The sequence below is a fragment of the Flavobacterium lacustre genome, assembly GCF_027474525.2.
Taxonomy (GTDB): Bacteria; Bacteroidota; Bacteroidia; order Flavobacteriales; family Flavobacteriaceae; genus Flavobacterium; species Flavobacterium lacustre.
In genome coordinates, this window is record NZ_CP114882.2 from 2,639,034 (window position 1) to 2,659,928 (window position 20,895).

Consider the following 20,895-nt stretch of genomic DNA (forward strand, 5'->3'; position numbering starts at 1 on the left):
ACAACTGAAAAAGTGTCTGAAATATACAATATTAAATGAAAATAGCTGTCGTAATTCTCAATTGGAATGGAGTAAAATTGTTAGAACAGTTTTTACCTTCGATTATCCAATATTCACCCGAGGCAACAATTTATGTGGCGGATAATGCTTCTACGGATGCTTCTGTTTCGTATATTAATGCTCATTTCCCAACGGTAAAAATTGTTAAAAATGAGTCTAATTTTGGCTTTGCCGGAGGATATAATGAAGCTTTAAAGCACATTGATTCCGAAATTTATGCATTGGTTAATTCGGATATTGAAGTGACCGAAAATTGGTTGCAACCCATTATTAAAACTTTCGAAGCAGAACCAAAAACGGCTATTATTCAGCCAAAAATATTAGATTTTAAAAACAAAGAATATTTTGAATATGCCGGAGCAGCTGGCGGATTTATTGATAAATATGGGTATCCGTATTGTCGTGGACGTATTTTTGATACTTTGGAAAAAGATTTAGGGCAATACGATGATGATTGTGAAATATTCTGGGCTTCGGGTGCTTGTTTTTTTATCAGAAGTGCTGTTTATAAAGAATTAAATGGTTTTGATGCAGACTTCTTTGCGCATCAGGAAGAAATTGATTTGTGTTGGCGGGCGTTCAATCAAGGACATACTATTAAATACAATCCTAAATCGGTAGTTTATCATGTTGGCGGCGCTACTTTGCAACAAGGAAACCCAAGGAAGACGGAATTGAATTTTAGAAATTCTTTATTTATGTTGACCAAAAACTTGCCGAAAACCGTTTTATATCCTACTCTTTTTATTCGAATGGTTTTAGATGGTGTTGCAGGAATTAAATTTATATTTCAAGGAAATATAAAACATTTCTTTGCTATTCTAAAAGCTCATTTTTCATTTTACAGAGATTTTAATATACATTTCAAGAAAAGAGGAAAATTTCAACAGGAAAAATACTATAACACTAAAAGCATCGTTTATCTTTACTTTGTTAAGAAAGTCAAGACTTTTAAGAATATTTTGACATTCATTTAAATATTAAAAACCTAAATTTGTAGTTCACGTTTAATTAAAATTAATTTTTATGAGAAAAATAGTAATTGCTTTATCAGTTCTAGCGCTACTAACTTCATGTGTTTCTAAAAAGAAATATACAGATCTGGAAGCCAGAAACAAAGAAACCCAAGATTTGTTAAACACTTGTACGGTTAAACTAAACTCTTGTTTGGAAGAAAAAGCAGCACTTTCCGCTACTGCTGCCACCTTAAAAGAACAAAATCAAGGTTTAATAAGTGTTTCAAAAGACATGACTATTTTGTCTACTAAAGGGGCTGAAAATATTGAGAAAGCATTAGAATCTATAAAAGAGAAAGATTTAAAAATCAGCAGAATGCAAGATGCGTTAACTAAAAAAGACAGTGTTACATTGGCTTTGGTTACAAGCTTAAAAAGTTCTGTTGGAATTTCAGATCCGGATATAGAAATCAATGTTGAAAAAGGAGTTGTTTTTATCTCTATTGCTGACAAATTATTGTTTAAAAGCGGTAGTTATGAAGTAACAGACAGAGCAAAAAGTGTTTTGGCTAAAGTGGCTAAAGTAGTAAACGACAAACCTGATTTTGAATGTATGGTTGAAGGACATACGGATAGCGTACCTTACAGAGGAACAGGAATTCTTCTTGACAACTGGGATTTGAGTGTAAAACGTTCGACTTCAATTATTCGTGTATTGACAGGAGATTTAGGTGTAAATCCAGCACAGTTGATTGCTGCGGGAAGAAGCTCTTACATTCCTTTGGTAGCGAATGATTCTGCTGAAAACAAAGCTAGAAACAGAAGAACTCGTATTGTAGTTTTACCAAAAATCGATCAGTTTTATGATATGATTGAAAAAGAAATGAAAAAACAAAAACAATAGGTTTTAAATTTCAAATTGTTATTTATACTAAAAAGCGTCTCGGTATTCGAGACGCTTTTTTTGTGAATTTTAGTTTTATCGTTGTACAAAAAAAGCAGATCCAAAGACCTGCTTTCATGTATTCCCAATTCTTTTATTAATAACCAATTAAATATAAAATCAAGAATTACATTTGGTATATAGTGTTAAAAAAAAATACTATTCTTTATGATATTCCTGCTAAATTAATAAAATTAATGTTAATATAACGAAAATCAAGAATTATTTTTAATTTACAAGATTTCTAAAGTTCCTTTTCCCTCTCTTATAACAATTGGTTCATCTCCGGATAAATCAATAATAGTTGAACCCATATTGTCACCATAACCACCATCAATAACCATGTCAACTTGATTTTGCCATTTCTCAAAAATGAGTTCAGGATCTGTGGTGTATTCAATCACATCATCTTCATCTCGAATAGAAGTTGAAACAATAGGATTTCCCAATTGACGTACAATTTCTAATGCAATCGAATTATCAGGAACCCGAATTCCTACCGTTGTTTTCTTTTTAAATTCTTTCGGTAAATTATTATTTCCCGGTAAAATGAAAGTGTAAGGACCCGGCAAAGCTCTTTTTAGAATCTTAAAAGTAGCCGTATCAATTTGTTTCACATAATCCGATAAATTGCTTAAATCGTGACAAATAAACGAAAAATTAGCCTTGTCTAATTTGACGCCTTTAATTTTGGCAATGCGTTCCAATGCTTTGGTATTGGTAATATCACACCCCAAACCATAAACCGTATCGGTTGGATAAATAACTAATCCTCCATCTTTTAAAACCTTTACTACTTTTGCAATAGCAGCTTCATTGGGTTTGTCTTCGTATATTTTTATAAATTGTGCCATTTTTTTAGTTTAAAGTTTAAAATATTTAAGATTTAAAGCGCTGTTATCAGACCGATTAGAACCTTAAATCTGAAACAAATTCTTAGCCAATTACATCCAGTTTTGCAAAGCGTAAAAGTAATTTCTTGATTCCGCCAACTTCAAAACGAATTTCGGCTTTTTTATCAGCTCCTACTCCTTCCAGATTAATGATTTCTCCTTTTCCAAAGCGTTCGTGCATTACGATATTTCCTGTAACTAATTTATTGTCAAATAAATTTGCTCCGCTGGAAGATGCTCCGGAACCTGAAACAGGCTTCAGTTTTCGAATGTTTATATCCGATTTGGGTTCATTATCGGTAATGTGTTTTGGTGGTGTTCCACCTATTGGTTTTGCTAAACGCAATTTAGATTTATCTACATCACCAAAAATATCGCTGTCAATCATAGGTTTATAACGATAATTTGATTCTTCGGGAGTCAGATATTCCAAATATTGACCGTCAATTTCTTCAATAAAACGAGAAGCTTCGCTGTCCGTTAATTTTCCCCAACGATATCGGGATTGTGCATAAGTTAAATACGCTTGATGTTCCGCACGGGTCAAAGCGACATAAAACAAACGGCGTTCTTCTTCGAGTTCACTTCGAGTACTCATACTCATCGCACTTGGAAACAAATCTTCTTCCATACCAACTACAAAAACATGAGGAAATTCAAGTCCTTTGGCTAAATGTATGGTCATTAATGCCACCCGATCTTCGTCGCTGGTATCTTTGTCTAAATCCGTAGCCAAAGCCACATCTTCCATAAACTCAGACAAAGCGCCACGAGCACCGTCAATTTCTTTTTGTCCTTCGGTAAAATCTTTGATACCGTTTAACAATTCTTCAATATTCTGGATTTTAGCCATTCCTTCCGGAGTAGCATCCTTTTTTAATTCTTGTACTAAACCTGTTTTTTTAGCTACATGATCGGTAATATAAAAGGCATCCTGATTTTCATTAATTACTTGAAAACTCTGAATCATCGTTACAAAATCGAGCAATTTTTGCTTGGTTCCTGAATTTAATTTCAAGTCTATTTTGTCAATATTTTGCATCACTTCCCATATGGAACGCTTGTAATGATTGGCAGCAATAGTCAGTTTTTCAACGGTTGTGTCTCCGATTCCACGAGCCGGATAATTGATTACACGTACCAAAGCTTCTTCATCTTTTGGATTGATAACCAAACGTAAATAACACAAAACGTCTTTGATTTCTTTTCTTTGGTAAAAAGATAAACCACCATAAATCCGATACGGAATATCTCGTTTTCTCAACGCATCTTCCATGGCGCGTGATTGGGCATTGGTACGATACAAAATAGCAAAAGCACCATTATGCAATTGGTTTTGCATTTTTTGTTCAAAAATAGTGCTGGCAACAAAACGACCTTCTTCGGCATCGGTAAGGCTGCGATGCACTTTTATTTTTGGACCAAAATCATTGGCAGTCCAAACAATTTTATCGAGTTTGGTTTTGTTCTTATCAATAATCGTATTGGCGGCTTCCACAATGTTTTTTGTAGAACGATAATTTTGCTCTAATCTAAAGGTTTTCACTCCTTCATAATCTTTCTGGAAATTCAGGATGTTGTTGATGTTGGCACCACGAAACGCATAAATACTTTGCGCATCATCTCCTACCACACAGATATTTTGAAATTTATCTGATAAAGCACGAACAATCAAATATTGGGAATGATTGGTATCTTGGTACTCATCAACCAAAATATAGCGGAAACGATTCTGATATTTTGCTAAAACTTCCGGAAAACGAGTTAGTAATTCGTTGGTTTTTAAAAGTAAATCATCAAAATCCATTGCGCCGGCTTTGAAACATCGATCTACGTAATTTTGATAAATCTCACCCAATCGTGGTTTTTTGGACATTGCATCGGCTTCTTGTAATTCCGGATTATTGAAATAGGCTTTTACCGTTACCAAACTGTTTTTATAACTTGAAATTCGGCTTAAAACTTGTTTCGGTTTATAAACATCACGATCCAATTGCATTTCTTTTATAATCCCTGAAATACAACGCAAGGAATCCTGTGAATCATAAATCGTAAAATTCGAAGGATAACCCAAATGATCGGCTTCGGAACGTAATATTCGGGCAAAAACAGAGTGGAATGTTCCCATCCAAAGGTTTTTGGCTTCTCCGGAACCCACAATATCAGAGATTCTTTTTTTCATTTCTCGCGCTGCTTTATTGGTAAAAGTCAGCGACAAAATACTAAACGAATCTACACCTTGACTCATCAAATACGCAATTCGTATGGTCAAAACCCTTGTTTTACCAGAACCCGCACCCGCAATAATAATCATGGGGCCGTCTTTTTGTAAAACGGGTTCGCGTTGTGCTTCGTTAAGTTGGTCTATATATTTTTGCATGAAAATTTTCTATTGAATGCAAAAATAAGAATTTAAGAATTAGAAATTGTGTTTAAATGAGAATGAAAATCAGGTTCTATTTCTGATTAAGATTAATATCGTTTTTATTTAAAAAATACGTCGTAAGCAAAACGAATCAGCGTACCAATAACCACAATCAAAAAGAAAATTCGAATAAAACTATTTCCTTTATTAATAGCTAATTTGGCGCCAAGCCAACCTCCAAAAGCATTACTGAACGCCATAGGAATTGCAATGGCCCAAATGATTTTTCCTTTTAAAACGAACAAGCAAATTGAACCAAAATTAGTAGATAAATTAACCATTTTGGCATTTGCGGAAGCATGCAAAAAGTCAAATCCCATCAATGCAATGAAAGCCACAACCAAAAAACTTCCTGTTCCCGGTCCTATAAAACCATCGTAAAAACCAACAATAAAACTAATTCCTACTGCATTTAGAATTTGAGTTCTTGCTGAAATTGTTTTTTCAACATGTTGCCCAAAATTTTTCTTCGCATAGGTATAAATCACTAAAAAAGAGAGTACAACAAGCAACAGTGGTTTCATGAAATCATTACTGACATAAGTTAAGACCGTTGATCCTAAAAATGCCGACGGAAAAGCCAATGCCATCATTACACCCAGCAGTTTCCAATTCATTTCTACTTTTTTCAAGTATTGAAAAGCGGCAAATGAAGTACCACTGAAAGCTGGAATTTTCAATGTGCCAATAACGGTTGAAACAGGTAAATTTGGTAATAAAATCAAGCCAACAGGAGTTTGAATCAATCCGCCTCCGCCAACAATTGCATCAATAAATCCTGCCGCAAAAGCCGCTATGCACAGTAAAATAAGAATGTAGTTTTCCAAAAAATGATTATTTAAGTACTTAAAAATAGTTTGGTAAAATTAGAGTTCCCAAACAAATAATACAATTAAAATGCCGTTGAATTCCAGTCAAAAAGTATATTTTTGTTCTTTAAATTTAAAAAAATGGAATCGACCAAAATCATAGAAATTTTAGCTTATACTTTACCTTCTTTAATAACCGGAAGTGTTGCTTATTATTTATTCAATTTGTATTTTAAAGAACAACAAAATACCAGACGATGGTTGTTGCAAAAAGACGCTCAAAAAGACGCCTTGCCTTTGCGTTTACAAGCTTATGAACGTATGACTTTATTTTTAGAGCGCATTAGCTTGACTAAATTGCTAGTTCGAATCAGTCCAATTTCTATTGATAAAATGGATTATGGGAATTTAATTATTGAGCACATCGAACAAGAATTTGAGCACAATTTAACTCAACAAATTTACATGTCGGATGAATGCTGGTCTATTATTACGACGGCCAAAAATGCTACAATCCAAATGATTCGAAAAACAATTGTAACAGAAGAAATCAAGGATGCAGATGCTTTGCGTAACGTTCTTTTGAATGATTTATTAGACAAACAATCCCCTAGTAATGCGGCATTGGCATATATCAAGAATGAAGTGAGTCAAATGTGGTAAAACCAGATTTAATGCTATAATTATTCCTTCAACAATCGGTTCAGTTGAAATTGCTCTTTTTCATTCAAGTCCGGTAAAAGTCGTTCGAAAGAAATTCTCAGTATTGGTTTTTTCAATAAAATCCGAATATTGTCTCTTCCAAATTTAGAAAATTGCCACATGTGATGTGTTGTCGCATTGACCAAATTTTTCAAAACCATATCGTTGACTAAATTAAAAGCAATCAGTTTTTCTAAAGCATTTTGTCGCGTTGTAGCTTCATAATTTATAGACGAATAATGAATTAATTCTGCTATTAAGGATTCTTTATTAGTTGCATAATTGGGTGTTGAAAGCGCTAATGAAAGCCACAATGTCCTTAGATTATAATCATTGAAACCAATCCAATCTTTCGACAAGTCTAAATAGTCAAAACTATTTTCGGGAAAATTATTCCATAAATTATACAAAGCAATTTCTTGTGTTTGATACGATTTGTCGTTAAGTAATGTCTCGTATTGTTCCCTGAAATCAGCCGGAATTTGATTTAATGAACTTGCCACAGCTTGTCGGATTTGCCAATTATTTGTTGCTAAAGCTAATTCTAATAACTCTTTTTTAGCTTCAAATGTTTCGTTTTTTAATTGCAGAATAACAGCTTCTTTCACGGTATAATAGACATCAGACTGAAGTATTTTTTTTAAAAAAGCTTTCTTTTCTATCAAAGGTTTATTTTTCCATTTATCAACTTCAAATTGAACTCTTATAGCTTTGTTTTTATTTAATAAATTATTCGCTTCTAATGTGTTAAAACTTGAATTCTCAAGCCATACTTTACTAAAAGCATCTAAATCATAATGAGATACTTTTCGTATTTCAGCTAAGAAATCCTGTGTATTTACGTTTTGAAATGAATGCTTTTTTAAATACATTTTAACGGCTTTTTTAAATGCTTTTTGCCCTATATTTTCTTGTAATACAAATAAGGCCCAAGCTCCTTTTTGATAAAAAGTCAAAGAGCTGGCTTTGGCATTCAAAACAGGAATGGTATCAGTTCTGGAAGCAAATTTTAATTGTTGAGCCGATTCGTATAATTTAGCATAAAAGTAATCCTCTCCGTAAATTTCCTTTTCGGCAAGTAAGGCATAATAGGTAGCAAAACCTTCTTGTAACCAATGGTGTTTTCCGCTTTCGGCAGTTACCAAATTACCAAACCATTGGTGTGCCAATTCATGTGCGTTTACATTTGTATAACTTCGATCTTCAAAACCTACACTATCAACCACATAACGAGTGGTAAACAGTGTAGCCGAGGTGTTTTCCATTCCAGCATATAAAAAATCCCGAACGGGTACTTGCTTGTAGATTTCCCAAGGATATTTTACGCCTATTGCCGTCTCCAGAAAATCAAATATTTGCTTAGAATTGCGATATGTGTGTTCAAATTTCGATACCTCTTTAGGTTCTATATACAATTCTAAAGGAATTCCGGATTTTGATTTCTGAGAAATTTTATCATATTTTCCGATGGCTAACATCAATAAATAAGAACTCATGGGTTTTTGCATGCGGTAATTCCAAACGCAAAGCCCATATAATTCGGATTTAAATTGCAAAAGACCGTTTGAAATCACCTGATAGTCTTTATTAAAAACAATATTCAAATTAAAAACAACCTTTTCATTTACATCATCAAAACTGGGAAACCAATGACTGGTGTATTTTCCTTGTCCTTGTGTCCAAATTTCCAGATTATTATTTTCTTCGGAACCTACAAAATACATCGTTTGTTTTGGCTTTGCCGAATATTCAAAAGTCAGTTTATTATTTCCTTTTTTAAACGGAAAAATCAATTGCAATTGTTTTGTGGTATTCAAAAAAGAGATGCTGTTACCGTTGACTTTTATATTCGAAAAAGTCATGTTTTGTGCATCTATTTTGATGGTATCAATGGGTTTTAAAACTTCAAAATCATAAATTACATCACCCGAAACCATTTTTTCTGTTGGATTGATGGCAATTTTACCCAAAACCGATTTAAAATCAACAAATTGAGTTTGTTGCGCAAAGGCGAATGTAGAAATAAATAGGAATAGGTATTTCATTTAGGATTATGATTTAAACTGAAAAATTCAAAGTTACAAAGGTTTCCTAAACTAATGCGACTAATTTTGTACGTTTACTTCCAGAAAAAATTAAATCTCATTGAAAAAGAAAGCCCTATTTAACTGGAGCAGCGGAAAAGATTCTGCGCTGGCCTTATACAAAACGTTACAAAATCCTGAATTTGAAATTAGCTGCCTCTTAACCAGCGTAAACCAACAGTTTCAACGCATTTCGATGCACGGTGTTCGGGTCGGATTATTAGAACAACAAGCCAAAAGTATTGGATTGCCTTTAGAAATAATGCAAATTCCTGAAATGCCAACGATGGAAGTTTATGAAGCCGTAATGCGGGAAACTCTTTTGAAATTAAAAAATCAAGGGGTAACACATTCTGTTTTTGGCGATATTTTTCTCGAAGATTTAAGAAAATACAGGGAAGACAAATTAGCCGAAATCGGATTTGAAGGTGTTTTTCCGCTTTGGAAAATTCCAACACAAGATTTAATTCAAGAATTCATGAATTTGGGTTTTAAAACGATTGTGGTTTGCGTAAACGAACGCTTTTTGGATAAAAGTTTTGTGGGAAGAATTATAGATCAAGATTTTATAAATGACTTGCCAAAGAATGTTGATGTCTGCGGTGAAAATGGTGAATTTCATACGTTTACTTTTGACGGTCCGATTTTTTCAAAACCAATCCAATTTGAGATTGGTGAAGTAGTGTATCGAAAATACGAAAGACCAAAAGAAGAGGATGCCTCTGATACGGCTTGTGATACCAGCGCTTCAGATGCGTTTGATTTTGGATTTTGGTATTGTGATTTGGTTGAAAAATAAACACATAAAAAAACTCCGAAATCAAAAAATTCGGAGTTTTTTTATTTTTGTAAAAGACTGTATTAATCTAAATTGGGTAATGAAAAAGTATTCAAAACACTTTTTTCATTCATAAGTGCTTCAATTTCATTCGATTTTCTTGGAGCTTCCGCAGATAAATTAATTGGACCATTAGGAGTAATTAAAATATCATCTTCAATTCGTACGGCAATTCCCCACCATTTTTTATCACAATCACTTCCGTTTGGAATGTAAATCCCAGGTTCTACGGTAACAACCATATTGGCTTCAAATGCATTGTACAAGCCTGGATCATGCACATCTAATCCGATATGATGTGATGTTCCGTGTGGGAAATACTTGCGGGATTCGTCTTCTTTTTTGATAATCCCTAATTTGATTAAGCCTTCGCTAATGACTTTACGTGCAGCTTGATCAGGCGTGCTAAAACTGTTTCCGATTTTTGCTTCAGCAATTCCTGCTTCCTGTGCATCATATACTAAATCATATATCAATTTTTGTTCTGTAGAAAATTTCCCGTTGGCCGGAATCGTTCGGGTTACATCAGCACTATAACCATGATATTCCGCTCCTAAATCCATTAAAACTAAATCATTTTCAACTTTCATTTTGCTGTTTTCGATATAATGCAAAACGCAACCGTTATTCCCGGCTCCTACTATTGAAGGATATCCTTCGTATTCACTGCCATATTTTTTATAAATGAATTCATGAATCCCTTGAATTTCAATTTCTGACATTCCTGGATGCATTGCTTTCATGATTTCGCGTTGTCCCATTGCCGAAATTCGTATGGCTTTGGTCAATAAAACCATTTCCTCTTTGGATTTTTTTTCCCGCAAGCTGGCCATGTATGTCCCAATTGATTTAGAATCTAAAGTTGCTTTCTTAGAAGTAATATTTTTTTTGAGATTCATTTCGTTTTGCATTTTCGAATCTGTTGGTGAATTTGACTTTTCAGTGTAGCCAACTTGAACTTTAAAGGCTTGAATCAGTTTAAATAAATCTGCTTTTTCTCGTTTAGAATCTCTGTAATCGTTTTCAAATTCCTTAAAAAGTACGTTACTAAAACTAGAATAGTTTATGCTGGAGTTGATGAATTCTTTGCCATTCAAAGCCACATCAAAGCCTAAACTGGTTTTTGCACCTTCTGTTCCTAAACGAATTCCGGTCCATTGTTCTGCTTTTGGATTTTTTTCCTGAACATACAGTATTTCATTATACGTACTTCCGTCTTTATCCATTTGATCCTCAGAGAAAATTACTAAAACACAATTGGGTTCTTTATATCCTGTCAAATAATAAAAATCAGGATCCTGATGGTACACATAATCTACATCATTCGCTCGGTTTCGAACAGGATTGCCAAAAAATACAGCTACACTATTTTTAGGCATTTTTGCTCGCAAAGCGGCTCTTTTTTCTTTATGAAATTGAGCTGATAGGTAATCGGTTGGAGTTCCGTTTTGCGCCATGGTAACGCAAACAAAAAATACTGTGAGGATAAAAGAAAGTTTACGGGTCATATCAGGCTAAAGGTTAGAGATTTTTAATACTAAATACTTTGTTTTCAAAGTATTGATTGATAGGTAAATATAAGTGCTTTTTTTAGTAATTTATCTTTCTTCATACATTTTTAATAACTGCGTCACAGTGTTCCAATTTCGAATGGTGGCGTTTACATTTAATTTTTTCTCAATGTATTTCTGGTCGAATCGTGTTTTTCCGGCTCCAACAGCGTATTTAATATAAATTCTGCTGGCATCAATACTGGCTTCATCCGGTTTAAATTGACTGATTTTCAAATCATTCATACTGGTACTTTGTAAAGTTGCAGAAATAAAAGCCACGTATAATTTTTTGATATCGACGTCTTTTTCCTTTAAAAAAGGATTGTTCTTAAAACACGCTTCTAAATCCGCGGAACCAATAACCACAACGGGTACTTCATGACCAAAAACCTTGAAAATCTCCTGCTTTATTTTGAAACCAACGGCAGGAGCATTTTCTTCTTCGGTATCCACAAAAACATTTCCTGACTGAATATAAGTTTGCACATTTTGAAAACCAATGGCTTCCAAAGTTGTTTTTAAAGCCTCCATTTTTATCATATTGTGACCTGAAACATTGATGCCACGAAGCAATGCGAGATGAGTTGTCATTTTTAAGCTTTTTTATTTTGCTAAGATATTAATATTCCCAAACATTCCCATTTCCAAATTTCCAAACAAAAAACTATCTTCGCAGTATGCAGCAAAACCTCCTTCACACGCCCATTGAATACCTGAAAGGTGTTGGTCCCAATCGGGGCGAATTGTTGCGTAAGGAATTGGGTATTTATAAGTATCAGGATTTGGTTAATTTTTTTCCAAACCGATACATTGACAGAACGCGGTATTACAAGATTAACGAACTGCAAAATAACATTGCCGAAGTTCAGATTATTGGTAAAATCATCAATATCAAAACGGTTGAATTTGGTCGTAATCAAAAGCGGTTAGTCGCTACATTTGTTGATGATACGGGACAAATTGACCTCAATTGGTTTCAAGGACATAAATGGATTAAAGAAAGTTTGAAGCTTAATGAAGTGAGTGTTGTTTTTGGAAAATGTGCACAATACGGTAGTCAATTCAGCATGGCACATCCCGAAATTGAGTTGTTAAGCGAACACGAAAAAAGCTTACGTTCAGCGATGCAACCTGTATATCCTTCTACGGAAACCTTGACTAATCGCGGGATTACGAATCGGGTGATTAATAAACTGATGCAGCAATTGTTTCTCGAAACACAAGCTTTATTTTCGGAAACCTTACCGGATTATTTAATCAACGAATTGAAATTGATTCCAAAAAAAGCGGCTTTATTCAACATTCATTTTCCAAAAAGTAGTGACGCTTTGGCAAAAGCCCAATTCCGACTGAAATTTGAAGAATTGTTTTATATTCAGTTGCAATTAATCACGAAAAACCTGATTCGGAAACATAAAATAAAAGGACATCCTTTTACTAAAGTTGGTGAATTCTTCAACGAATTTTATCAAAATCATTTGCCTTTTCAATTGACAAATGCTCAAAAAAGAGTTATCAAAGAAATACGAACTGATATGGGCAGTAATGCTCAAATGAACCGATTGCTGCAAGGCGATGTAGGTTCCGGAAAAACCATTGTCGCTTTTATGAGCATGCTTTTGGCACTCGATAATGGCTTCCAAGCCTGCTTGATGGCGCCCACAGAAATTCTGGCTAATCAGCATTTTATTGGTTTATCCGAATTAGCCCAAACTCTAAATATAAATATTAAAATCCTGACTGGTTCTTCCAAAATTGCACAACGCAGAATTATTCATGAAGAGTTGGAAAACGGCACATTACATATTCTTATCGGAACGCATGCTTTATTGGAAGATAAAGTGAAATTTAAGAATTTAGGATTGGCTGTGATTGATGAACAACATCGTTTTGGCGTAGAACAACGCTCTAAACTGTGGAAGAAAAATGTGATTCCGCCACACATTTTAGTCATGACGGCCACGCCAATTCCTCGAACTTTAGCGATGAGTTTATATGGTGATTTAGACATTTCTGTGATTGATGAATTGCCTCCGGGACGAAAACCAATTCAAACTGTTCATCGTTTTGACAGCAACCGTTTGAAAGTTTGGAAATTCCTTCGGGACGAAATTGCTTTGGGTCGCCAAATCTATATTGTGTATCCGTTAATTCAGGAATCTGAGAAAATGGATTTCAAAGATTTGATGGATGGCTACGAGAGTATTTCCAGAGATTTTCCGTTGCCTCATTATTCCATTTCAATACTTCACGGAAAGATGAAACCGGCGGATAAAGATGCGGAGATGAAACGCTTTTCGGAAGGAAAAACTAATATTATGGTCGCCACAACCGTAATTGAAGTCGGAGTTAATGTTCCTAACGCCAGTGTGATGATTATAGAAAGTGCGGAACGATTTGGATTGTCACAATTGCATCAGCTACGCGGGCGTGTGGGGCGTGGTGCGGAACAAAGTTATTGCATCCTGATGACGAGTCATAAATTGAGTTCCGACAGTAAAACCCGAATGGAAACGATGGTACAAACGAACGATGGTTTTGAAATTGCCGAAGTCGACTTGAAACTTCGCGGTCCGGGAGATTTGATGGGAACACAACAAAGTGGCGTGCTCAACCTACAGATTGCAGATATTGTTCGGGACAGGGATATTTTGATGTTGGCCAGAAATTATGCATTAGAAATTCTCAAAAATGATGCGCCGATGCAAAAACCTGAGAATGCTATTCTAAAAACGATTTTTTTAGAAATGACCAAGAAAAAGAATATTTGGAACTACATTAGTTGATTTTTTTTATAAAGGGTTTCATACTGTTTTAAATCAGGAATCGATTTGATTTGTTTTTTTTAAATTTTATCTTTTTTTGAAAATAAAATTAAACCATTCCCTCCTTTTTGTGTCCTAAATGACCGTTTAAGTATCTATTTTTAAAGAAATATTAATATTTGTATGTACAAACGTTAAATAAAAATTAACAAATCGGCTTTTCCCAATCTTAACACCTAATTTTGTTATTTTACTAAAATAAGCATTCATTAATTCTACTTTACCTTTATACCATGAAAATAAAATACGTAGTTTACACTTTATTATTAGTTGGAATTGGTGGTTTTATCGCCTACCGAATTACAGCAAACAGCGCTAAAAATCAAGAATCACAAGATAAAGGAAACGATAAACCCATGTTGTTGACGGGTATTGTTGTAAAACCTCAGACTTTTGATAATAATTTATCGCTTTCGGGTTCTATTGAAGCCAATGAACAAGTAGAAATTCGTTCTGAAGTTTCGGGAATTGTAGAAGGGATTTATTTTCAGGAAGGAAGTTCTGTTTCAAAAGGTCAAGTTTTGTTTAAAGTCAATGATTTAGAATTACGAGCTCAGTTAACCCAAGCTTCCACCAAAGAAGGATTGGCTTCTGAAAACGAAAGACGTGCGAAATTACTTTTACAAAAAGAAGCTATCAGTCAGGAAGAATATGATGTTGCCAGAGCCGATTATAAATCAGCACAAGCGCAAAGTCAATTGATAAAAGCACAAATTGCCAAAACATCGGTAAGAGCACCGTTCTCCGGAAAAATCGGATTGCGTTCCATTTCACCGGGAACCTACATCACTCCTACTCTTTTAGTAGCAAAATTGGTGAATATCGGCCGTTTAAAAATTACTTTTTCTATTCCTGAAAAATATGCTTCACAAGTTAAGATGAACTCTTATTTAACTTTTAAAGTAGCCGGTTCAACGGAGAGTTATACTGCTAAAGTTTACGCTATTGAACCTGAAGTAGAAATTGCTACCAGAACCTTGAAAGTTCGTGCTATTGCCGAAAATAAAGACGGGAAATTATTACCGGGAACTTTTGCGAATGTAGAATTGCCTTTAGATATTATAAAAGATGCTATTGTTGTTCCAACCGAAGCTATAATTCCGGTACAAAACGGAAAGAAAGTTTTTATTTCGGATAAAGGAATGGCCAAAGAAGTTATGGTTGAAACTGCTACAAGAACTGATGCTTCTATTCTAGTGCTTTCGGGTCTAAAAGCAGGAGATACTGTGATTACCAGTGGTGTTATGTCGCTGAAAAATGAAGCTCCGGTAAAAATTAAAATAAAATAATTTTAGCTGTTACATGCTAATTTAGAGAATCTAAATTAGCTATTTAAAATCTACAATCTAAATTACAATATGAGTTTATCTACTTTAAGTATAAAAAGACCAGTATTTACAATTGTTATCAATTTAGCCATCGTGCTATTTGGTTTGATTGGTTATACTTTTCTTGGCGTTAGAGAATTTCCTTCGATAGACCCTGCTCAAGTTTCTATTCGAACTAATTATACCGGAGCAAATGCAGATATTATTGAATCCCAAATTACAGAACCTCTCGAAAAAGCAATCAATTCTATTGACGGAATTCGAAACGTAACTTCGTCGAGTGCGCAAGGAAGCAGCAATATAACTATCGAATTTAATTTGGATAAAGACCTTGAAGAAGCTGCAAATGATGTGCGGGATAAAGTGTCACAAGCCGTTAGAAATCTACCTCAAGATATTGATGCGCCACCTGTTGTTTCTAAGGCTGACGCCAATGGAGATGCCATTATTTCGATGACGGTGCAAAGCGATACCAGAAATGCATTAGAACTAAGTGATTATGCCGAAAATGTAATTTCGCAACGCCTTGAAACTATTCCCGGAGTAAGTGGTGTACAGATTTGGGGACAAAAACGATACGCGATGCGTTTATGGATTGACCCAGTAAAACTGGCTTCTTATGGATGTACGGTTTCCGAAGTTCGGGACGCTTTAAACCAACAAAATGTAGAATTACCTTCGGGAAAACTGACTGGAAGAAATACAGAATTAACGGTTAAAACGGTTGGGAATTTAGCCACTGCCGAAGAATTTAATAATATTATTATTCGTTCAGAAGGAGAAAAAGTAGTTCGTTTTAGCGATGTTGGAACCGCTACTTTAGGACCGGAAAATGTTGAAACCCAAATGACACAATCCGGAACTCCGCTAGTTGGTGTGGCGATTGTTCCGCTTCCCGGAGCGAATTATTTAGATATTTCGGCTGCTTTTTATAAGGAATTTGAAAAATTAAAAAAGGATTTACCAAAAGATATCAAACTGAATATCGCCATTGATAATACTGTTTTTGTAAAAAAATCAGTAATCGAAGTTGCTGAAACTCTTGGGATTTCAATTGTTTTGGTGATTTTAATTATCTATTTATTCTTTAGGGATTGGGCTATAGCTTTTAGACCTTTAATTGATATTCCTGTTTCTTTGATTGCGACTTTCTTTATCATGTGGCTCTTTGGCTTTTCGATAAATGTATTGACTTTGTTAGCAATCGTTCTTGCGACAGGATTAGTGGTTGATGACGGAATTGTTGTTACCGAGAATATTTTTAAAAAGGTAGAAGAAGGCATGACGCCAATTGAAGCTGCAATTAAAGGCTCAAACGAAATATTTTTTGCCGTAATTTCGATTTCAATTACATTGGCTGCAGTATTTTTACCGGTAATTTTTCTCGAAGGATTTGTTGGGCGATTGTTTAGGGAATTTGGCGTCGTCATTGGTGCAGCGGTATTGATATCGGCATTTGTTTCTTTGACTTTAACGCCCATGTTGAATGCGTATTTGATGAAAGGCGGCGAACAAAAAAAATCAAATTTTTATATTAAAACTGAACCGTATTTTCAAAAATTAAATAGTGGTTATGCCGAAGCTTTAAGCCAATTCATGAAAAAGAAATGGTTGAGTTTCCCTATTTTAATTGCTTGTTTCGGATTAATTTATTTGTTTTTTAATTTATTACAAAAAGAAACGGCTCCATATGATGACCGAAGTGGATTTGTAATGCGTATGTCAACTCCCGAAGGTTCTTCTTATGAATATACCGATCGATTCATGCAGGAAGTTTCTAAATTAGTTGACGATTCTGTTCCCAGCAAAAAAGTGAGTCTGGTAATTACCTCTCCAGGTTTTGGATCTTCATCTGTTAATAGTGGTTTTATTCGGGTTTCTTTGGTAGAACCAAATGAAAGAACCGATTCGCAAAAAGATATAGCGCAGAAATTAACGAAATGGACCAAACAATATCCGGATGCAAAAACATCGGTTATTGAGCAACCTACAATTGCCGTTAACAGACGTGGCGGTTTACCAATTCAGTACATCATTCAAGCTACTAATTTCAAAAAACTGGAAGAGAAAATTCCATTATTTATGGATGAAGTATCAAACGATCCCACATTTGCTGTGAGCGATGTAAATTTAAAGTTCAATAAGCCGGAAGTCAATGTAACCATCAATCGTGAGAAAGCGGAAAGTTTAGGAATATCTGTTATCGATATTGCGCAAACGCTTCAACTTTCGTTAAGCGGACAACGTTTTGGCTATTTCATGAGAAATGGAAAACAATATCAGGTGATTGGACAATTTGACCAAAAAGACCGTTCCAAACCGTTAGATTTAACGTCGATGTACGTAAAAAATAACAAAGGGGAATTGATACAAATGGATAATGTCGTGAGCATTGAAGAAAAAAGTAATCCACCACAATTGTATCATAACAACCGATACATGTCAGCAACTGTTTCTGCAGGTCTTGCTCCAGGCAAAAGTATCAGCGATGGAATTGACGCTATGAATGAAATAAAAGCCAAAGTTTTAGATGACACATTTACCACCGATTTAGGAGGAGAATCAAGAGATTTTGTCGAAAGTAGTTCGAATACTTCTTTTGCATTCGGATTGGCTTTAGTATTGATATTTTTGATTTTAGCGGCACAATTCGAAAGTTTTATTGATCCGATGATTATTATTTTGACCGTTCCAATGGCGGTTGCCGGAGCTTTATTCTCCTTATGGTTGTTCAATCAAACCTGGAATATTTTCAGTCAAATTGGAACCGTAATGCTAATTGGATTAGTAACCAAAAACGGAATTCTGATTGTAGAGTTTGCCAACCAATTACGAGAACAAGGAAAATCAAAACTCGAAGCTATCTTAGAAGCATCGGAAGCGCGACTCCGACCAATTTTGATGACGAGTTTAGCCATTTCATTAGGTGCCTTGCCAATTGCAATGTCACTTGGAGCTGCTTCTACGAGTAGAATTGGTATGGGAGTTGTAATTGTGGGCGGAACTATTTTCTCTTTGGTTTTAACCTTATTTGTCATTCCGGCGATGTATTTAATGTGGTCGAAAGCTAGAAAACATTATCCGGAATTTGATCATATTGAAGAATACGAAAAAGAAAGTAACTAATTTTTCGGTTTTAAAGTCAATGTTTTAAAAAAGACACAGATGATGCGAATTTTTTATTTAAAAGTAGAAATTCGTACCAAAAAAAAATATTTATGATACATACTAAAATAGGATTTCGAGCGATAATTTTAATGCTCTTTTGTGTGGTAAAAATCAATGCGCAGGACGTTTTGACTATTGAAGATGCGGTAAAAATAGCATTAGAAAATAACTATGAAATTAAAATTGCCTCTAACAATTTAAACATAGAAAAGACGAATGTGAGTTCCGGAAATGCAGGAATGCTTCCGGTGGTTACGGCTTCGATTGTGGATAATAACAGGCTTCAAAATACTTCCCAAACATTAGCTTCAGGAACAACAAATTCCTTGAAAAATGCTAAAAATAATAGTTTGACGTATGGAGTTGGTTTAGATTGGACCGTATTTGACGGTATGAAAATGTTTGCCAAACTGGATCAATTGAAAGAACTTCAAAAATTAGGAGAAGCTCAGTTGAAACTGACTATTTTGACCAAAATTGGTGATGTCACTTCTACTTATTTTAACTTGGTGGAACAACAACAACAATTGGCAGCAATTGACAGTACAATTATAATTTCAAAACAACGATTGGCTTTGGCACAAAACCGATTTACCATCGGAAAAGCATCAAAATTAGAAGTTTTGAATGCACAAGTCGATTTGAATACCGATAAAGTGAGTCTTTTGAGGCAAAAAGAATTGTATGCAAATACTAAGATTTTCTTGAACCAAATTCTTGCCCGAGATGCAAAAATTGATTTTAAAACTGTCGATGAAATTGCTGTAGATACAAAATTAGTTTTGGACGAATTAACTGCTTTGGCAGAAAAACAAAATCCACAATTAGAAGCTCAGATTATTGCCAAAAGAGTTTCGGAATTGCAGTTAAAACAAGTCAAAGCAGCCCGATATCCTACGTTGACATTAAATACTGGATATAATTTTGCTGATACGCAATCAAGTTTGGGTTTCACAACACAATCTTCAACAAGAGGATTGAATTATGGTTTTAGTGCCTCTTTAAATGTGTTTGACGGATTCTCACAAAACCGAAATGAAAAAATTGCTAAAATTGAAATTGAGAATTCTAAAATGGTAATTGAGCAACAAAGTTTAGCCTTAAAAACGCAACTGGCCACTTCTTATCAAACGTATTTGACGAATTTAGAATTGATTGATTTAGAAGAAAAAAATGAAGCAATCGCTAAACAAAACTTAGCCATTACATTAGATAAATTCAGAATTGGAACCATAACTACACTCGAATTCAGAACTGCACAATTGAATTATGTCAATGCAAAAGTGCGGTACAGCAATGCGCAATTTCAAGCTAAAATTTCAGAGATTGCTTTAAAAGAATTGGCTGGAAATATTACTTTTTAATTTATTTTTGCGTAAAATATAAAATATGACTTCTTATAACCCAAAAGATTGGATTAGCTTTATTTTTCATTTAAGCAAAGCTGATACTTTTCGAAAGTTAATTCCAATGATGTTTATTATTGGAATTTATTCTGGAATAATTGCTTATTTAGAAATTGAATATTGGCATTTACCCGAAGATAGTCACGTAAAAAATATCTCTATTATGCATGGAATGTTAGGTTTCGTGATTTCATTATTATTGGCATACCGAACAAATACCGCATATGATCGCTGGTGGGAAGGCCGAAAAATGTGGGGAGGTTTGGTAAATAACAGTCGGAATCTAGCAATAAAACTTTCGGTGGTTCTAAAAGATGGAAACGACAGGAAGTTTTTTAGAAAAATGATTCCGGGATATGCTTCTATTTTATACAAACATTTAAATGATAATGATACCAGCAAGCAGTTGTTTGATGATGTTGATTTAGAAATTGACCAACATAAACACCGACCAAATCAGATTGCGAAAATGTTATTTCAAAAAGTGAATGATTTGTACCTTACTTCAAAAATAACGGGAGATCAGCTTATTATTATCAATAGCGAAATTCAATCATTTACAGAAATTTGCGGTGCCTGCGAGCGAATCAAAAACACTCCTATTCCCTACTCTTACAGTGCTTTTATCAAAAAATTCATATTTATTTATGTGTTGACATTACCTTTTGGATATGTATTTAGTTTAGGCTATTATGTAATTCCGGTTGTAGTTTTTATCTTTTATGTATTGGCTAGTTTAGAGTTAATTGCTGAAGAAATTGAAGATCCTTTTGGTAGCGATGCAAACGATTTGCCAACAAAGAAAATTTCGGAAAACATAAAAAAACACATTGAAGAATTGATTTAATCTTTTTTTGTAAAGCTTTGTGTTTCGGACACTTATTTTTATTAAATTTAAAATTCTT

General features: G+C 34.3%; 15 protein-coding genes. 9 read left to right on the forward strand and 6 right to left on the reverse strand.

Features of this window, described 5'->3' with window-relative positions; genetic code table 11:
* Positions 1-35: 35 nt before the first annotated feature.
* Together O6P34_RS11470 and O6P34_RS11475 are read left to right on the forward strand one after the other, a co-directional pair.
* A complete protein-coding gene (locus tag O6P34_RS11470) occupies positions 36-1,037 on the forward strand; it encodes a glycosyltransferase family 2 protein (RefSeq protein WP_269684646.1) in 1,002 nt (333 codons plus the stop codon).
* Positions 1,038-1,086: 49 nt separating this feature from the next.
* On the forward strand, positions 1,087-1,920 hold the full coding sequence (locus O6P34_RS11475; protein WP_269684647.1) for an OmpA/MotB family protein: 834 nt from the start codon (positions 1,087-1,089) through the stop codon (positions 1,918-1,920).
* A 272-nt stretch (positions 1,921-2,192) separates the two neighbouring features.
* On the opposite strand, the gene O6P34_RS11480 is transcribed toward O6P34_RS11475, so the two are convergent.
* From O6P34_RS11480 to O6P34_RS11490, 3 genes are all read right to left on the reverse strand, one after another.
* Positions 2,193-2,813, reverse strand: a complete 621-nt coding sequence (locus O6P34_RS11480; protein ID WP_269684648.1) for an L-threonylcarbamoyladenylate synthase — start codon at positions 2,811-2,813, stop codon at positions 2,193-2,195.
* Between the two features lie 82 nt (positions 2,814-2,895).
* Positions 2,896-5,232, reverse strand: a complete 2,337-nt coding sequence (locus O6P34_RS11485) for an ATP-dependent helicase (RefSeq protein ID WP_269684649.1) — start codon at positions 5,230-5,232, stop codon at positions 2,896-2,898.
* Positions 5,233-5,336: 104 nt separating this feature from the next.
* Entirely contained in the window at positions 5,337-6,104 is a 768-nt protein-coding gene (locus O6P34_RS11490) for a sulfite exporter TauE/SafE family protein (protein WP_269684650.1), read from the reverse strand.
* Between the two features lie 123 nt (positions 6,105-6,227).
* Here O6P34_RS11490 and O6P34_RS11495 point away from each other — a divergent pair, with 123 nt between their 5' ends.
* On the forward strand, positions 6,228-6,749 hold the full coding sequence (locus O6P34_RS11495) for a DUF7935 family protein (RefSeq protein WP_269684651.1): 522 nt from the start codon (positions 6,228-6,230) through the stop codon (positions 6,747-6,749).
* Positions 6,750-6,769: 20 nt separating this feature from the next.
* On the opposite strand, the gene O6P34_RS11500 is transcribed toward O6P34_RS11495, so the two are convergent.
* Positions 6,770-8,833, reverse strand: coding sequence for a M1 family metallopeptidase (locus tag O6P34_RS11500; RefSeq protein WP_269684652.1), 2,064 nt, complete (start codon positions 8,831-8,833; stop codon positions 6,770-6,772).
* A 100-nt stretch (positions 8,834-8,933) separates the two neighbouring features.
* Between O6P34_RS11500 and O6P34_RS11505 the strand changes: the two genes are divergently transcribed.
* On the forward strand, positions 8,934-9,671 hold the full coding sequence (locus tag O6P34_RS11505) for a Dph6-related ATP pyrophosphatase (RefSeq protein ID WP_269684653.1): 738 nt from the start codon (positions 8,934-8,936) through the stop codon (positions 9,669-9,671).
* Positions 9,672-9,733: 62 nt separating this feature from the next.
* Here the strand turns inward: O6P34_RS11505 and O6P34_RS11510 are convergent, their stop codons facing one another.
* Together O6P34_RS11510 and O6P34_RS11515 are read right to left on the reverse strand one after the other, a co-directional pair.
* On the reverse strand, positions 9,734-11,218 hold the full coding sequence (locus tag O6P34_RS11510) for an aminopeptidase P N-terminal domain-containing protein (RefSeq protein ID WP_269684654.1): 1,485 nt from the start codon (positions 11,216-11,218) through the stop codon (positions 9,734-9,736).
* Between the two features lie 90 nt (positions 11,219-11,308).
* Positions 11,309-11,854 (reverse strand): DUF1697 domain-containing protein, encoded by a 546-nt coding sequence (locus tag O6P34_RS11515; RefSeq protein WP_269684655.1) that lies wholly within the window; start codon positions 11,852-11,854, stop codon positions 11,309-11,311.
* Positions 11,855-11,940: 86 nt separating this feature from the next.
* On the opposite strand from O6P34_RS11515, the gene recG reads away from it, so the two are divergent.
* The 5 genes from recG (at position 11,941) to O6P34_RS11540 (ending at position 20,837) form a co-directional block, all read left to right on the forward strand.
* Positions 11,941-14,049: an ATP-dependent DNA helicase RecG gene (recG, locus tag O6P34_RS11520; RefSeq protein WP_269684656.1), complete on the forward strand. Its 2,109-nt coding sequence runs from the start codon at positions 11,941-11,943 to the stop codon at positions 14,047-14,049.
* 272 nt (positions 14,050-14,321) lie between these two features.
* Positions 14,322-15,377 carry an efflux RND transporter periplasmic adaptor subunit gene (locus O6P34_RS11525; RefSeq protein WP_269684657.1) on the forward strand — a complete coding sequence of 352 codons (1,056 nt, stop codon included), beginning with the start codon at positions 14,322-14,324 and terminating at the stop codon, positions 15,375-15,377.
* A 69-nt stretch (positions 15,378-15,446) separates the two neighbouring features.
* Positions 15,447-18,542 carry an efflux RND transporter permease subunit gene (locus O6P34_RS11530; RefSeq protein WP_269684658.1) on the forward strand — a complete coding sequence of 1,032 codons (3,096 nt, stop codon included), beginning with the start codon at positions 15,447-15,449 and terminating at the stop codon, positions 18,540-18,542.
* A gap of 92 nt (positions 18,543-18,634) precedes the next feature.
* Positions 18,635-19,948 (forward strand): TolC family protein, encoded by a 1,314-nt coding sequence (locus O6P34_RS11535; protein ID WP_269684659.1) that lies wholly within the window; start codon positions 18,635-18,637, stop codon positions 19,946-19,948.
* Positions 19,949-19,973: 25 nt separating this feature from the next.
* The gene (locus O6P34_RS11540) at positions 19,974-20,837 is read left to right on the forward strand and encodes a bestrophin family protein (protein ID WP_269684660.1); all 864 of its coding nucleotides are present in this window, start codon (positions 19,974-19,976) and stop codon (positions 20,835-20,837) included.
* Positions 20,838-20,895 lie beyond the last annotated feature (58 nt).

Excerpts from the sequence above, each read along its gene's own strand:
- O6P34_RS11475 (WP_269684647.1), top strand. The coding sequence starts at position 1,087 with ATGAGAAAAATAGTAATTGCTTTATCAGTTCTAGCGCTACTAACTTCA.
- O6P34_RS11485 (WP_269684649.1), bottom strand. The coding sequence starts at position 5,232 with ATGCAAAAATATATAGACCAACTTAACGAAGCACAACGCGAACCCGTT.
- O6P34_RS11540 (WP_269684660.1), top strand. The coding sequence starts at position 19,974 with ATGACTTCTTATAACCCAAAAGATTGGATTAGCTTTATTTTTCATTTA.
- O6P34_RS11530 (WP_269684658.1), top strand. The coding sequence starts at position 15,447 with ATGAGTTTATCTACTTTAAGTATAAAAAGACCAGTATTTACAATTGTT.
- O6P34_RS11480 (WP_269684648.1), bottom strand. The coding sequence starts at position 2,813 with ATGGCACAATTTATAAAAATATACGAAGACAAACCCAATGAAGCTGCT.
- O6P34_RS11470 (WP_269684646.1), top strand. The coding sequence starts at position 36 with ATGAAAATAGCTGTCGTAATTCTCAATTGGAATGGAGTAAAATTGTTA.
- O6P34_RS11525 (WP_269684657.1), top strand. The coding sequence starts at position 14,322 with ATGAAAATAAAATACGTAGTTTACACTTTATTATTAGTTGGAATTGGT.
- O6P34_RS11495 (WP_269684651.1), top strand. The coding sequence starts at position 6,228 with ATGGAATCGACCAAAATCATAGAAATTTTAGCTTATACTTTACCTTCT.
- O6P34_RS11535 (WP_269684659.1), top strand. The coding sequence starts at position 18,635 with ATGATACATACTAAAATAGGATTTCGAGCGATAATTTTAATGCTCTTT.
- O6P34_RS11500 (WP_269684652.1), bottom strand. The coding sequence starts at position 8,833 with ATGAAATACCTATTCCTATTTATTTCTACATTCGCCTTTGCGCAACAA.
- recG (WP_269684656.1), top strand. The coding sequence starts at position 11,941 with ATGCAGCAAAACCTCCTTCACACGCCCATTGAATACCTGAAAGGTGTT.
- O6P34_RS11515 (WP_269684655.1), bottom strand. The coding sequence starts at position 11,854 with ATGACAACTCATCTCGCATTGCTTCGTGGCATCAATGTTTCAGGTCAC.
- O6P34_RS11510 (WP_269684654.1), bottom strand. The coding sequence starts at position 11,218 with ATGACCCGTAAACTTTCTTTTATCCTCACAGTATTTTTTGTTTGCGTT.